13 protein-coding genes are annotated in these 14,322 nt (G+C 68.9%); 2 read left to right on the forward strand and 11 right to left on the reverse strand.

The window, feature by feature from the left end; genetic code table 11:
• Positions 1-81: 81 nt before the first annotated feature.
• From BCL67_RS09075 to BCL67_RS09125, 11 genes are all read right to left on the reverse strand, one after another.
• Complete coding sequence (locus tag BCL67_RS09075) at positions 82-1,512, reverse strand: NAD-dependent succinate-semialdehyde dehydrogenase (RefSeq protein ID WP_106123128.1); 1,431 nt, start codon at positions 1,510-1,512, stop codon at positions 82-84.
• Entirely contained in the window at positions 1,502-3,418 is a 1,917-nt protein-coding gene (locus BCL67_RS09080) for an FAD-binding monooxygenase (protein WP_106123129.1), read from the reverse strand. Before BCL67_RS09080 ends, BCL67_RS09075 begins: the two co-directional genes overlap by 11 nt.
• A 10-nt stretch (positions 3,419-3,428) precedes the next feature.
• Positions 3,429-4,214 carry an HpcH/HpaI aldolase family protein gene (locus tag BCL67_RS09085; protein ID WP_106123130.1) on the reverse strand — a complete coding sequence of 262 codons (786 nt, stop codon included), beginning with the start codon at positions 4,212-4,214 and terminating at the stop codon, positions 3,429-3,431.
• Positions 4,199-4,984, reverse strand: coding sequence for a 2-oxo-hept-4-ene-1,7-dioate hydratase (gene hpaH / locus BCL67_RS09090; RefSeq protein ID WP_106123131.1), 786 nt, complete (start codon positions 4,982-4,984; stop codon positions 4,199-4,201). The genes BCL67_RS09085 and hpaH overlap by 16 nt, the downstream gene beginning before the upstream one ends.
• 31 nt (positions 4,985-5,015) lie before the next feature.
• Positions 5,016-6,125 (reverse strand): 3,4-dihydroxyphenylacetate 2,3-dioxygenase, encoded by a 1,110-nt coding sequence (gene hpaD, locus BCL67_RS09095; protein ID WP_219886472.1) that lies wholly within the window; start codon positions 6,123-6,125, stop codon positions 5,016-5,018.
• Between the two features lie 60 nt (positions 6,126-6,185).
• Positions 6,186-7,691 carry a 5-carboxymethyl-2-hydroxymuconate semialdehyde dehydrogenase gene (gene hpaE, locus BCL67_RS09100; protein ID WP_106123133.1) on the reverse strand — a complete coding sequence of 502 codons (1,506 nt, stop codon included), beginning with the start codon at positions 7,689-7,691 and terminating at the stop codon, positions 6,186-6,188.
• Positions 7,692-7,707: 16 nt separating this feature from the next.
• Positions 7,708-8,370, reverse strand: a complete 663-nt coding sequence (locus tag BCL67_RS09105; protein ID WP_258174916.1) for a GntR family transcriptional regulator — start codon at positions 8,368-8,370, stop codon at positions 7,708-7,710.
• Complete coding sequence (locus BCL67_RS09110) at positions 8,367-9,854, reverse strand: fumarylacetoacetate hydrolase family protein (RefSeq protein ID WP_106123134.1); 1,488 nt, start codon at positions 9,852-9,854, stop codon at positions 8,367-8,369. The genes BCL67_RS09105 and BCL67_RS09110 overlap by 4 nt, the downstream gene beginning before the upstream one ends.
• Before the next feature lie 342 nt (positions 9,855-10,196).
• A complete protein-coding gene (locus BCL67_RS09115) occupies positions 10,197-10,361 on the reverse strand; it encodes a zinc transporter permease (protein WP_106123135.1) in 165 nt (54 codons plus the stop codon).
• Positions 10,354-10,704 (reverse strand): ArsR/SmtB family transcription factor, encoded by a 351-nt coding sequence (locus BCL67_RS09120; protein WP_106123136.1) that lies wholly within the window; start codon positions 10,702-10,704, stop codon positions 10,354-10,356. Before BCL67_RS09120 ends, BCL67_RS09115 begins: the two co-directional genes overlap by 8 nt.
• A 40-nt stretch (positions 10,705-10,744) precedes the next feature.
• The gene (locus BCL67_RS09125) at positions 10,745-11,083 is read right to left on the reverse strand and encodes a biopolymer transporter Tol (RefSeq protein ID WP_106123137.1); all 339 of its coding nucleotides are present in this window, start codon (positions 11,081-11,083) and stop codon (positions 10,745-10,747) included.
• 100 nt (positions 11,084-11,183) lie between these two features.
• Between BCL67_RS09125 and BCL67_RS09130 the strand changes: the two genes are divergently transcribed.
• Together BCL67_RS09130 and BCL67_RS09135 are read left to right on the forward strand one after the other, a co-directional pair.
• Positions 11,184-12,569, forward strand: a complete 1,386-nt coding sequence (locus tag BCL67_RS09130; RefSeq protein ID WP_106123138.1) for a cryptochrome/photolyase family protein — start codon at positions 11,184-11,186, stop codon at positions 12,567-12,569.
• A gap of 213 nt (positions 12,570-12,782) precedes the next feature.
• Positions 12,783-14,210, forward strand: a complete 1,428-nt coding sequence (locus BCL67_RS09135; protein ID WP_258174917.1) for a DEAD/DEAH box helicase — start codon at positions 12,783-12,785, stop codon at positions 14,208-14,210.
• The last annotated feature ends 112 nt before the right edge of the window (positions 14,211-14,322 follow it).

The following is a 14,322-nucleotide window of genomic DNA, read 5'->3' on the forward strand; positions in this document are numbered from 1 at the left end:
TCCGGCGGATCCGCCGGCAGAGCCCCTGACTGAGCCGCTGATGGCTCCTCAGGGTCGAGCCTCCGGGTGAACCTGAGCCGGTCAGGACCAATCGACGCTCATGTACTGGACCTCGGTGAACTCCTCCATTCCGAAGGACCCGCCCTCCCGGCCGATCCCGGCCTGCTTGACCCCGCCGAAGGGAGCGCTGGGATCCGAGACGATCCCGCGATTGACCCCGACCATCCCTGCCTCGAGCCGCTCGGCGATCTTCATCGCGGTCTGCAGCTTCCCGGCGTAGACATAGGCGGAGAGCCCGACCTCCGCGGCATTGGCCAGCTCGATGACCGCGTCCAGATCGGTCCAGGCCACCACGGGTGCGACCGGTCCGAAGATCTCCTCGCGGAGGATCTGCGCATCCACCGGCACCCCGGTGAGCAGCGTAGGAGCCAGGAACGCCGGGTTCAGCCCCTCCGCCAGATGTGCCTGCGCGGCGATGACCGCGCCCTGGTCCACCGCGCCCTGGATCAGCCCGCGGATCTGCTCGGCGGCCTGCTCGGTGATCACCGGACCGATGTCGGCCCCTTCCGCCGGGTCACCCACCCGCAGCGCCGCGATCCGGGCGCCGAACTTCTCGGTGAACTCCCCCAGCACGTCCTGGTGGACGTAGAAGCGGTTCGCCGCGGTGCATGCCTGCCCGCCGTTGCGGAACTTCGCGAGCATCGCCCCGTCCACCGCGGCGGCGATGTCCGCCCCGGAGGTCACGATGAACGGTGCGTTCCCGCCGAGCTCCATGGAGGTGTTCACCACGCGTTCGGCGCACTGGGCCAGCAGTCGCCGCCCGACCCCGGTGGACCCGGTGAAGGAGAGCTTGCGGACCCGATCATCAGCGAGCCAGGCGGTGACCACTCGGCTCGCGGAGCTGGACGCCGCGACCTGCACCACTCCCTCCGGCACCCCGGCCTGGGTGAGGATCTCCGCGATCGCGAAGGCAGTCAGCGGGGTCTCACTGGCGGGCTTCAGCAGCACCGAGCAGCCTGCGGCCAGGGCCGGGCCGATCTTGCGGGTGGCCATCGCGGCGGGGAAGTTCCACGGGGTGATGAGCACCGCGACCCCCACCGGGTGCCGGGTCACCACGTTGCGGACTCCCCCGGCCGGCGCCTCGGTGTAGTCACCAGGTGTCCGCACGGCCTCCTCGGCGTACCAGCGGAAGAACTCGCTGGCATAGGTCACCTCGGCCGCGGCGTCGGTCTGAGACTTGCCGTTCTCGGCCACGATCAGGTCGCGCAGCCGCTCGGCCTGTTCCTGCATGCCCCGGTAGGCGGCCATGAGGACCTCGGAGCGATGCCGGGGGCTGGTGGCGCGCCAGGTGCGGAACCCGGCCTGGGCGGCGTCGACCATTGCGGCGGCCTCGTCCGCGGAGTGGTCGCGGACCAGGTCCACCACCGCGCCGGTGGCGGGGTTGCGCACCGGGAACGTGGGGTGCCCGGGATTCCCTGCGGCGGGCATCGTGGCGGAGTGTTCAGCGTGCATGGTCGGCCTCCAGGAAGATACCGGCGAAGAAGTCGGCAAGGGCTGCGGTGTCGGTCAGCGGCAGCACGTGCGCGACGTACTGGTCCGGGCGGACGACGACGACGCAGCCCTCCCGGCTGATCCCGCGCTCGGCGAAGATGTCCTGCTCGGGGTGGGTGCCGAAGACCCGGTCCCGGGCGGTGAGTCCGAAGGGTCCCACCGTGGGCAGGAAGGCGCGCGGAGCGTCGGTGACGTCGAACTGGTCATGTGGCTGCTGGTAGATGACCTTGATGTCGAAGAGCGTGTCCTCGTCCTGCGCGGCCGGGGTGTGGCGCAGCACCGGGGAGCTCGGGTCGGTGTGCAGCCAGTGCGCCCAGTCGGCCAGGGCCGAGGCGGCCCCGGAACGGGACTCCCCGGCGGCTGGAGCGTCGGCGAACGCGTAGAGCCGCCAGCGTCCGTCGGCGGTGGCCAGGTGGCCCAGCTGCAGCGGGTTCCCGTCACAGACCCGGGACACATAGGCGGACTTGAACCGCTTCCCCACCGGGAATCCGGTGGCCAGCTCCTGATGGGTGGCCTCCCCGGTGATCATCGATGGTGTGTACTCGGTCATGAAACCGGCCGGGAACTCGATGGTCTTGACGTAGAAGTCCTCCAGCGCGGAGGGATCCTCCATCTCTTCGGGCTTCTGCGCCATCAGCGTGGACCACTGCTTGTCGAAGTCGATGAGGTTCTGCGCGATCACCTGCCGCTCGCCCGAGTAGGTGCTCAGCAGCGAGGCCGGGCTGCGACCCTGCAGCACCTGACCCAGCTTCCAGCCGAGGTTGAATCCGTCCTGCATGGACACGTTCATGCCCTGCCCGGCCTTGGCGCTGTGCGTGTGACAGGCGTCCCCGGCGATGAACACCCTGGGCGCGCGCTGACCGATGAGCTCGGCGGGCACGTCGTCGAACGTCTCGGTCACCCGGTGCCCGACCTCGTAGACGCTGTGCCAGGCCACATGCTTCACGTCCACCGTGTAGGGGTGCATGATCCGGTTGGCGTTCTCGATGATCGCCTCGAGGGTGGTCTGGCGGACCTGGGCGCCCTCCCCGGGCTGGACCTCGCCGAGGTCCACGTACATCCGGAACAGGTGTCCGCCCTCGCGCGGGATCAGCAGGATGCTGCCCCCGGACCGGGACTGGATCGCGCATTTGCGGCGGATGTCGGGGAAGTCGGTCACGGCGAGGACGTCCATCACGCCCCAGGCGTGATTGGCCCGGTCGCCCTCCATGGTGCAGCCGATGGCCTCGCGCACCCCGCTGCGGGCTCCGTCGGCGCCGAGGACATAGCGGGCCCAGACGGTGCGTTCCCGGCCCTGCTCCGGGCCGCCCGAGCGGCGCAGGGTGACCTCCACCGGATGCTCCCCGGACTCATGCACGGTCAGGTCCACGAACTCCCAGCCGAAGTCGGGGGTCATCCGGGAGGGCGAGTTCGCCATGGACTCGGCGAAGTAGTCCAGCACCCGGGCCTGGTTGACGATCAGGTGTGGGAACTCGCTGATCCCATGCGGGTCATCGGCGGGTCGGGCGGTGCGGGTGATGTTCTCCGGCGTCTCCGGGTCGGGCTTCCAGAACGCCATCTCGGTGATGTGGTACGCCTCGTTGGAGATCTCATCGGCGAAGCCGAAGGCCTGGAAGGTCTCCACGCTGCGCGCCTGGATGCCGTCGGCCTGACCGACCTCGAGCCGACCCGCACGCTTCTCGATGATCCGGGTGTGGACCTGCGGGAACTGGGCCAGCTGGGCGGCCGCGATCATCCCCGCCGGGCCGGTGCCCACGATGAGCACGTCCATGTGCTCCGGGAGCTCCTGCGGGCGGTCGAGTCCGACGCCGGCGGGCGCCTGGACCCGCGGGTTCTTGGAGACGTAGCCGTGGTGGTGGAACTGCATGGGTGACTCCTCAGTGAGCGGTGCGTGGGATGAAGTCCGCGGCGAGCTGCTCCGAGCCGCGGGCCACGAGGGAGACGTCGGCGCCCACAAGGACCCAGGACGCCCCGGCGTCGAGGTAGTCACGGGCGGCGGCCGGATCGAAGGCGTTGACGCCGGCGGTCTTGCCGGCGCGGCGGGCGGCGGTGAAGGTGGACTTCACGGCGTCGACCACCTGGGGGTGGGTCTGCTGCCCGAGCAGGCCCATCGAGGCGGAGAGGTCGCTGGGACCGGCGAAGATCCCGTCGATGCCCTCCACCGCGGCGATCGCCTCGGCGTTCTCCACGCCTTCCGCGGTCTCGATCTGCAGGTAGATGCTGATGTGCGAGGCGGCGTCGTCGAGGTAGTCCCGCACTCGGTTCCAGCGGCCCGAGCGGGCGAGCGCGTTGCCGATGCCGCGCCGCCCTGCCGGTGGGTACTGCGTGGAGGCGGCGACCGCCCGGGCCTGTTCCGGTGTGGAGATCATCGGGATCAGCAGGTTCTGCACGCCGAGGTCCAGCACCTGCTTGATGGTGACCGGGTCGTCGGAGGAGAGCCGGACCAGCGGGGTCACCGGGTAGCCGGAGAGCGCGTGCAGCTGGGCGAGCACGGATTCCAGCCCGTTGGGGGCGTGCTCCATGTCGATGAGCACCAGGTCCAGTCCGGAGCCGGCCATGATCTCGGCCATCACCGGGGAGCCGGAGCAGACCCAGCCGCCGATCAGCGCACGGTCGGCGGCGGCGAGGTCCTCGCGCAGGGTGGGTTTCAGTTGAAGCGGCATGTCAGGGTTCCTAGTTCTCCGTAGTCGCAGGTCACGGTGTCGCCCCGCTCCACCCACATCGGGCGGGTGAAGGAGCCGGCGAGGATCAGCTCGCCGGCCTGCAGGCTGTCGCCGTGGGAGGCCAGCTTGTTCGCCAGCCAGACCACACCCATGGCGGGATGGTTCAGCACGGAGGCGGCGACGCCGGACTCCTCGATGGTCTCGTTGCGGTAGAGCAGCGCGGAGACCCAGCGCAGGTCCACCGCATCCGGGGCCACCGGGTTGCCGCCGTAGACCATGCCGCCCATGGCCGCGTTGTCGCTGATCGTGTCCACGATGGTTCGGCCGGCCATCTCGATCCGGCTGGAGAGGATCTCCAGGGCGGGCACCACGTAGTCGGTGGCGTCGAGCACGTCGAAGACCGTGACCCCGGGGCCCTTGAGCGGCTTGCCGAGCTTGAAGGCGAGCTCGACCTCGATCCGGACGTTGGAGAACCGGCCGTGCTCGATCACCGAGCCGTTCTCGAAGACCATGTCGTCGAAGATCGCGCCGTAGTCCGGTTCGGTGATCCCGGTGGCCACCTGCATCACCTTGGAGGTCAGCCCGATCTTGCGGCCCACCATCCGGCGCCCGGAGGCGACGGCGCGGCGTCGCCATTCGTTCTGCACCGCGTAGGAGTCCTCGATGGTCATCTCGGGGTGGCGGGTGGTCAGCAGCGGGATCATGCTGCGCTGCGCCTCCGCCTCCGCGAGCTCGTCGGCGATGGTGGTGATCTCATCTGGGGTCAGCATCGTGATCTCCTGGTCTCTGGCTCGCCCGGCATCAGAGCTGGTGGCCCAGCTTGTACTCGCCCTGTTTCCAGGAGGGCACGGAGTCCTCGTCATTCTTGCGGGTGTAGGAGAACCCGTCGGCGCCGATGGTCACGTCCATCTCGGAATGCTCGGTGCGCTCCACCGAGGGCATCGGGCGCCCGTGCAGGTCCAGCACCGTGGAGGCCTCGGTGTACCAGGACGGGACCACAGGATTGCCCCACCAGTCGCGGCGCTGGTTGTCGTGCACGTCCCAGGTCACCACCGGGTTGTCCGGGTCTCCGGTGTAGTAGTCCTGGGTGTAGATCTCGATCCGGTGCCCGTCGGGGTCGCGGATGTAGAGGTAGAAGGCGTTGGAGACGCCGTGCCGGCCGGGGCCGCGCTCGATGTGGTCGGAGAGCCGCAGCGCGCCGAGCTTGTCGCAGATCGCGAGCACGTTGTGCTTCTCGTGGGTGGCGAAGGCCACGTGGTGCATCCTAGGTCCGGCGCCGCCGGTCATCGCGGTGTCGTGCACGGTGGGCTTGCGCCGCATCCAGGCCGCGTAGGTGGTGCCGTGCTCGTCCTGGATGTCCTCGGTGACCCGGAAGCCGAGGTCCTCCATATAGGCCACGGCCTTGGGCACGTCCGGGGTGACCTGGTTGAAGTGGTCCAGCCGGACCAGCGCGCCGGGGGTGTAGAGATCGTAGCGCCAGGCCAGGCGTTCGACGTGCTCCACGTCGTGGAAGAACTCGTAGGGGAAGCCCAGCGGGTCCTGGACCCGCACGGAGTCCCCGATGCCGCGAGTGAAGCCTTCCCTGTTGCGGATGACCTCGCAGCCGAGCTCGCGGTAGAACGCCTCGGCCTTGTCCAAGTCTTCAGGCGCGCGCACCCGGTAGGAGAAGGCGGCGACGGCCGCCTGGTCTCCGCGGCGCAGCACCAGGTTGTGGTGGATGAACTCCTCCATGGAACGCAGATAGATCGCGTCCTCGTCCTCGGCGGTGACCGTGAGGTCCAGGACGTCGACATAGAAGTCGCGGGAGCGCTGCAGATCGGTGACGATCAGCTCCATATAGGCGCAGCGCAGGATGTCCGGCGCCGGGGAGGAGGGGGTCGGGATCCGATCCTGGGTGGGGGTGTCAGTCATCAGAAGCATCCTTGCTCGATGGTGGAAAGTGCGGGTGTGGGTGGTGCAGAGGCGAGAGGCTCAGTCGGCCTTGCCGAAGACCGGGTTGTGGACCTCTCCGAGGTTGATGTGCACGGCCTGCTGGTCGGTGTAGAAGTCCAGCGAGCGGTAGCCGCCCTCGTGACCCAGTCCGGAGGCCTTGACGCCGCCGAAGGGGGTGCGCAGGTCGCGGACGTTGTTGGAGTTCAGCCAGACCATCCCGGCCTGGACCGACTGGGCGAAGTTGTGCGACCGCTTGAGGTCGTTGGTCCAGATATAGGCGGCCAGCCCGTACTTGGTGTTGTTCGCCAGCGCCAGCGCCTCGGCGTCGGAGTCGAAGGGGGTGATCGCGACCACCGGGCCGAAGATCTCCTCCTGGAAGATCCGGGCCTCGGGCGCGACATCGGCGAAGACCGTGGGGGCCACGAAGTTGCCGGTGGGGAATCCCTCGGGTCGGCCGCCGCCGGCGACCAGCCGGGCCTCGTCCTTGCCGATCTCGATGTAGCTCATCACCTTCTCGAAGTGCTCCGGGTGGACCAGGGCGCCGACCTCGGTGCCCGGCTCATGCGGCAGACCGACCTTGACCCGCTCCGCCTGGGCGGCGTACCGCTCGACGAACTCGGCGTAGATGCTGCGCTCGACCAGGATCCGGCTGCCGGCGGTGCAGCGCTCGCCGTTGAGCGAGAACACCCCGAAGATGGTGGCGTTGATGGCCGCCTCGAGGTCCGCGTCGGCGAAGACGACGGCGGGTGACTTCCCGCCGAGCTCCATGGAGAGCCCCTTCAGCGCCGGTGCCGCGTTCGCGAAGATGGTCTGCCCGGTGCTGGATTCTCCGGTGAAGGAGATCAGCGGAACGTCCGGGTGCTTCACCAGGGCATCCCCCGCCTGTTCGCCGAGCCCGTTCACCAGGTTGAACACACCCTGGGGCAGTCCGGCCTCTTCGAAGATCCCGGCCCAGAGGCTGGCCGAGAGCGGGGTGAACTCGGCAGGCTTGAGCACCACCGAGTTGCCGGCGGCCAGGGCGGGGGCGAGCTTCCAGCTCTCCAGCATGAACGGGGTGTTCCAGGGGGTGATCAGCCCGGCGACACCGATCGGCTTGCGGCTGACATAGTTGATCTGCCGGCCCGGCACCTTGTAGACGTCGTCGGCCTGCGCGACGACCAGGTCGGCGAAGAAGCGGAAGTTCTCCGCGGCGCGCCGGGCCTGTCCGAGCGCCTGGGTGATGGGCAGCCCGGAGTCGAAGGACTCCAGCTCGGCGAGCCGGTCACCGCGGGCCTCCACGAGATCGGCGATCCGATGCAGCACCCGGGAGCGCTCCCGGGGCAGTGTCTCGCGCCACGGTCCGGTCTCGAAGGCCCGGCCGGCGGCGGCGACGGCGAGGTCGACGTCGGCCTTGGTGCCGGCGGCCGCGCTGAGGTAGACCTCGTTGGTCACCGGGTTGAGCACCTCGAAGGTGCCGCCCTCGGCGGAGTCGCGGAGTTCGCCGTCGATGTAGTGCTGGATCTTCTCCGGCAGGTCAGCCGGAACGGGGCTCTGGTAGTCGTTCATCTTGAGGTGGTTCTCCTTAGGAAGAGGTGCGCTGCTGGCGGTAGGCCTCGACGGTGCGCCATTTGTGCTGGCGCACGGCCATCTCGATCGCATGCGGCTCGGCGTTCTCGCGGATGAGGCGCAGGATCTCGTCGTGTTCCTGCACGGAGCGGGGTGCCCGGTCGGGGACGAAGGCGAAGGTGGAGCTGCGCAGCCCCGACATCCGATTCCAGCCGCGGTCGGCGAGTTCGGAGATGTGCGGGTTGGGGCAGCGCTGGAACAGCGCCCGGTGGAACTTCTCGTTGAGCGAGGTGAAGGCGACCGGGTCGAAGTCCTCGAGCATGGCGCGCATGGAATCGTTGATCGCCTGGGCCCGGGCGAGGTCGGCGTCGCGCATCAGCGGCAGCGCCAGCGCGGTGGCGGCCCCTTCGAGCACGCCCAGGGTCTGCATGGTGTCGATGTATTCGTCCTGATTCACCATGGCGACCCGCGCCCCGACATTGCGCTCGAACTCGATCAGCCCCTCGGCCTCGAGCCGGCGCACCGCCTCGCGGACCGGGACCACGCTGATGCCCAGCTCCTTGGCGATGGCGCCCAGGACGAGCCGGTAGCCGGGATTGAACTCGCGGCCGATGATGCGCTCGCGGATCCAGTCGTAGGTCAGCTCGGACTTGCTGATCCGCTCGTCGATGCGGATCACGGGCCCTCCCCCTCCCGCACGGGCGCCTCGGCGCCGGGTCGACCCTGTTCGGTCTCGTAGCGGGCGCGCCAGGTGGAGTTCATCGGGAAGAGGCCGTCCACCGGGTGCCCGGCCTTGACCTGTTCGGCGACCCAGGCGTCTTCGGCCTCCTTGACCAGTGCCGCCTCGGCCACCTCCTCCGCGATCGCCGGCGGCAGGACGATGACGCCGTCCTCGTCGCCGACGATGACATCTCCGGGCTGCACGGTGGCTCCCCCGCAGGCGATGGTGAGGTCGGCATCCCAGGGGACGTGCCTGCGGCCGAGCACCGCCGGGTGCGGGCCCTGGCTGAAGACCGGCAGTGCGATCTCGGCCACGGTCGCGTAGTCGCGGACCCCGCCGTCGGTGACCACTCCGGCGGCGCCGCGGTGCAGGGCACGCAGCGCCAGGATGTCGCCCAGGGTTCCGGAGCCGCGCTCCCCGCGCGCCTCGATCACGATGACCTCGCCCGGGTGCACGGAGTCGAACACCTGCTTCTGGGCGTTGAAGCCGCCGCCGTGGGAGGCGAAGAGATCCTCGCGGTGGGGCACGAAGCGCAGGGTCCGCGCGGTGCCGATGAGCTTGTGCCCGGGGCGGGTCGGGCGCACGCCGTCGATGGTGACGTTGTTGTACCCGCGTCTGCGCATCTCCTGGGAGAGCGCGGCCACCGGCACCTGTTCCAATCTGGCGTGCAGCGCGGGGTTGACCCCGGGGACCGGCTTCGGCGGCAGGCCGGCGGCCTCCCGGGAGCCCCAGGCCTCTTCGCGCTGAGTGTCGTCCACGCTGGGCAGCGAGCCGAGCGCCGGGTCGAACCCGCCTGGGCTCTCGGTGACCGGGCTGAGCAGCCGGCCGCTGGTGAGTCCGCCGGCGGCGTCGACCTCGACCTCGATGGTGTCGCCGGGTTCGGCCACGGAGGCGCCCGCGGGGGTTCCGGTGAGGATGATGTCTCCGGGCTGCAGGGTCAGGTGCTGGGAGAGGTCGGCGATGAGCTGGGTCAGCGGGAAGATCATCGAACCGGTGGTGCCGTCCTGGACGAGGTGGCCGTTCTTCCAGGTGCGCACACGCAGCCGGTGCGGGTCCACTGCGGCTGCGTCGATGAGGTCTGGGCCGACCGTGGTGTAGCCGTCGCGGCCCTTGTTGCGCACATTCGAGCCCTTGTCTGCGGCACGCAGATCGTAGAGCCCCCAGTCGTTGGCCGCTGTGACGGCGCGGACGTGGCTCCAGGCGTCCTCGGCGCTGACCTGGCGAGCCTCTGTCCCGATGATCAGCGCGATCTCCCCTTCGAAGGCGAGCAGCTCGGTCCCGCCGGGGCGCTGCACGGCGTCCCCGGAGAGCCCCAGCGAGCTGGTCGGCTTGAAGAAGTAGGACGGGGTGGCGGGACGACGGCCACGCTCTGCGGCTCGGGACTCATAGCTGATGTGCACGGCGATGATCTTGCCGGGCGTGCCCAGTTCTTGTGCGCTCATATGGTCTCCTCGACGAGCCGGCCCGGATCGCTCCGGCAGATGATATTTCAGATCGTATACGGTATGTGATGTGGGGCACAAGAGGACTCGTTGATCTGGTCACACCGCGAGGGGTTGTGCGCTCCGGTTCCGCTCTGCCCCGCTCGATCGCGTCATCGAGAGTTCAATTCGTGCAGCTTTTTCTGGTCTCGAGGCCTTAAACGGCGGTCGAACTGCACAATCGAGGCCGGCTCCACCGTCGCAGGGGTCGTCGGACGCACGAAGGGGAGCCCCCACATCGGGACTCCCCTTCGTGCCTTGCTGCGACTCGGCTGAAACCCCGCCGGGCTATGCCGGTCGCGCTCAGTGCTCGTCGTAATGATCCTCGTGGACTGCGTGGCGGTGGCCGTCGTGGACATAGTCGACGTGATCATCGTGCTCCACAGCCTCGTGGCCACAATTCTCTCCGTGGACGTGGTCGTCGAGCTTGTGCTCGGCAGTCCGGTGCTCGGCCGGGTTCTCAGTCATGATGATGCTCCTTGCCGGCGGACGCTACCGCCGATTGCTGGGGTAGACGCTCGGGTAGAGGTTCTCGCGCGTGCGCCATGGCATCGGCGATGACATGGGAGACGTGGTCGTCGGCCAATCGGTGTTCGACCTCTCGCCCGTGACGGTCGGCCAGCACAAGCCCCGCCTGCTTCAGTGTCCGCAGATGCTGTGAGACCAGCGGCTGCGACATCGACGTGAGCTGGACCAGCTCAGTCACGGTCTTGTGAGACGACGCCATCTGGCAGAGCAGCAGGAGCCTCGACTCGTGGCCGAGAACCTTGAACAGTTGGGCCGCGCTGATCAGCGCCGGGTCATCACGCACAGTCAGAGCACATCACACACATAAACGTATTGCAATGTATTTATTGAGACGCACTCTCATCTGTCGCATCCAGCGCGTCGAGCTCGACCAGCACCTCTTTCGCCGCCGCGATCCTCTCCGCCTCGGGGAGCTGCCACCAGTAGGGACCACGCTCCCCCAGCCCGGTCTTGGCCAGGCCGACCCGTCTCCGAGAGGCGGCCACCCGATCCGCGTCGCCGGACTTCTTCCCGGCCCCGACCCCGGATCTGCCGCGGCCCAGGTGGGACTTCAGTGCCGCGACCAGCTCCTCGGGCAGCGCCGGGTCGGTCCGGCGCCAGCGGCGTCCCTTGATCACCAGCCAGCGCTCGGACTCCTCGGCGGACTGCGTTTCCTCAGACATCGTCATCTCCTTCACCAGCCCAGTTGATGAGCGGGTTCCCCTGCTACTGTGCCAGCCAGGACGGCCGCTCGCGCGGCGACGCTTCGCCGAAAGGGCACTGATGACCCGCACGCTCCTCTGGTTCCGCGACGATCTGCGCACCGCAGACCACGAAGCGCTGCTCACCGCCTGCCAGCGCGCGCAGAATCCGGGCGACGTCGTCGCACTCTATGTCCTCGATGAGGTCAGCCCGGGAGTCCGCCCGCTGGGCGGTGCGGTCAAATGGTGGCTGCACCACGCACTGGAGTCGCTGCGCGCCGATCTCGGCGACCTCGGCATCCCGCTGCTGCTGCGGGCAGGAGACCCTGCAGAGATCCTTCCCGCCCTGGCCAAGGAGCTCGGCGCGGACAAGGTGCAGTGGTCGCGGCGCTATGGCGGCCCCGAGCGCGCGGTGGACGCCGGCATCAAGGCCGCACTGCCTGACCACGGCATCGAGGTGGAGAGCTTCAACGCCTCGCTGCTGCATGAGCCCTGGACCGTGCAGACCAACACCGGCGGCCCCTACAAGGTCTACACCCCCTTCTGGAAGCAGATCAGCGTCCGGGATCCCGGCGCCCCGCTGGAGCGCCCCGCTCCGCTGGGCCCCCTCGCGGACGCCGAGGCTGCACTTCCCGCGCTGAACCAGGGCTCCGGGAACCTGCAGGACTGGGAGCTGCTGCCCACCCGTCCGGACTGGGCCGGCGGCCTGCGCGAGAACTGGACCCCCACCGAGGCCGGAGGCCATCAGCGGCTGCGCGAGTTTCTGGAGGACCAGGTCCAGGACTACGACGACGCACGGGACGTCCCGGCCGGGGACGGCACCTCGCGGGTCTCGCCCTACCTGCGCTTCGGCCAACTCAGCCCGCGCCAGGTCTGGCATGCCGCCCACCAGCAGACCGACGAGGCGGTGCACAAGTTCCTCTCCGAGATCGGCTGGCGCGAGTTCTGCTGGCACCTGCTCTTCCACTTCCCGCAGCTGCCGCACACCAATCTGCGCGCCCAGTTCGACGCCTACCCCTGGAAGTCCCGCCACGAGGCGCCCGAGGACTTCCGCGCCTGGACCAGGGGCGAGACCGGTTTCCCCTGGGTGGACGCCGGCCAGCGCCAGCTCTGGGAGACCGGGCACATGCACAACCGGGTCCGAATGGCCTCGGCCAGCCTGTTGATCAAGAACCTGGGCATCGACTGGCGTGAGGGTGAGGCCTGGTTCTGGGACACCCTGGTCGACGCCGACGCCGCATCCAACCCCGCAAACTGGCAGTGGGTGGCCGGCTGCGGGATGGACGCCGCCCCGTACTTCCGCATCTTCAACCCGGAGCGCCAGCGGGAACGCTTCGACCCCAAGGGCGCCTATATCAACGCCTGGATCCCGGAGCTCAACAGCCCCGAGTATGCCGACCCCATCGTGGACCTGAAGGCCTCGCGCGAGGAGGCGCTGGAGCACTACAGCCAGATCAGCGGCAAGTGACCTGGCTCGCGGGTCCCAGCCATGAGGTAGAGTAGGGAACTTGGTGGCCACCACGTGTGGATGCCTGCGTCGTAAGAACGCCTTGATCAACGGGGCCGTGTTTTCCACCGGCCCACGTTTCAGCAGTGATTTTCTCGCGGCGACCGAGTGCATCAACCGATGCCTTCGCCCTATGCCAGACCAGTCCCAGGCAGGAATACCCCTGCCTCCTCTGTGTCTGGCGCTTTCCGAAAGGCTCCCGCCATTTCTGAGACCCAGACCTTCGCCGACCTCAACGTTCCCGCACCGCTGGTGCGCGCACTCGCTGCAGACGGCAAGATTGACGCTTTCGCGATCCAGCAGCAGACCCTGGCCGACACCCTCGGCGGACGCGACGTCCTCGGCCGCGGCAAGACCGGCTCCGGCAAGACCCTCGCCTTCTCCATCCCGATGGTCGCCCGCCTCGGTGAGAAGAACGCTGCCAAGAACCGCCGCCCCGGCCGCCCGCTCGGCCTGATCCTGGCTCCCACCCGCGAGCTGGCCACCCAGATCAATGCGGTGCTCGAGCCCCTCGCGGCCTCGTACAACCTCAAGACCACCACGATCTTCGGCGGCGTCACCGCCTCGCGCCAGATCAACGCGCTGAAGTCCGGCGTGGACATCGTCGTGGCCTGCCCCGGCCGCCTCGAGGACCTGCTCAACCAGCGCGCCCTGAGCCTCGAGTCCGTCGAGATCACCGTGTTGGACGAGGCCGATCACATGGCAGACCTCGGCTTCCTCCCTGTGGTCACCCGGCTGCTGGAGAAGACCGACTCCAAGGGTCAGCGGCTCTTCTTCTCCGCCACCCTGGACAACGGTGTGGACAAGCTGGTCAAGCGCTTCCTGAACAACCAGGTGCTGCACTCCGTGGATGAGGCGACCTCCCATGTCTCCGCGATGACGCACCACGTCTTCGAGGTCCACAACGACGACAAGCGCGACCTGGTGAAGCAGCTGGCCTCCGGCACCGGACGCCGCATCCTCTTCACCCGCACCAAGCACCAGGCCAAGAAGCTGGCCAAGCAGCTCACCGATCAGGGCACCCCCGCGGTGGACCTGCACGGCAACCTGTCGCAGTCCCAGCGTGACCGCAACCTCGCCGCGTTCGGCGAGGGCGACATCAAGGTCCTGGTCGCCACCGACGTCGCAGCCCGCGGCGTCCACGTGGACTCGGTGGAGCTCGTGGTCCACGTGGATCCGCCGGCAGAGCACAAGGCATACCTGCACCGCTCGGGCCGCACCGCCCGCGCCGGCAGCGCCGGTGACGTGGTCACGGTGATGCTCCCCGAGCAGCGCCGCGACACGCAGGCGCTGCTGCGCAAGGCAGCGATCGCCGTGCACCCGATCCGGGTGAACGCCGAGTCCGAGGCCGTGAGCGAACTGGTCGGCGCCACCGCCGAGTTCGTCAAGCCCGCCCCACGCGCTCCCGTCCAGCAGCAGCCCCGCCGTCGTCCCGGCACCTCTTCGCCTCGCGGCGGCGGTCCGGCACGCGGCGGTCGCGGCGGATCGGGTGGCCCCGGCGGCCAGTCCCGCGGCGGATCGAGCGGTCCCGCCCGTGGCGGTCGGCCCTCCGGACGCAGCGGCGCCGGCGCGGCAGGCCGGTCCTCACGTCCAGCACGCTGAACCATTGAGGTCATGACACTGACCGCATAAGGACATTACCGCAGATGGGCGGGCCCTCAGGGCCCGCCTATTTGCGTATTCTGAGCGTTAACAATTGCGGTACAAAAGCTTT

Source organism: Nesterenkonia sandarakina (assembly GCF_003003175.1).
GTDB lineage: Bacteria > Actinomycetota > Actinomycetes > Actinomycetales > Micrococcaceae > Nesterenkonia > Nesterenkonia sandarakina_A.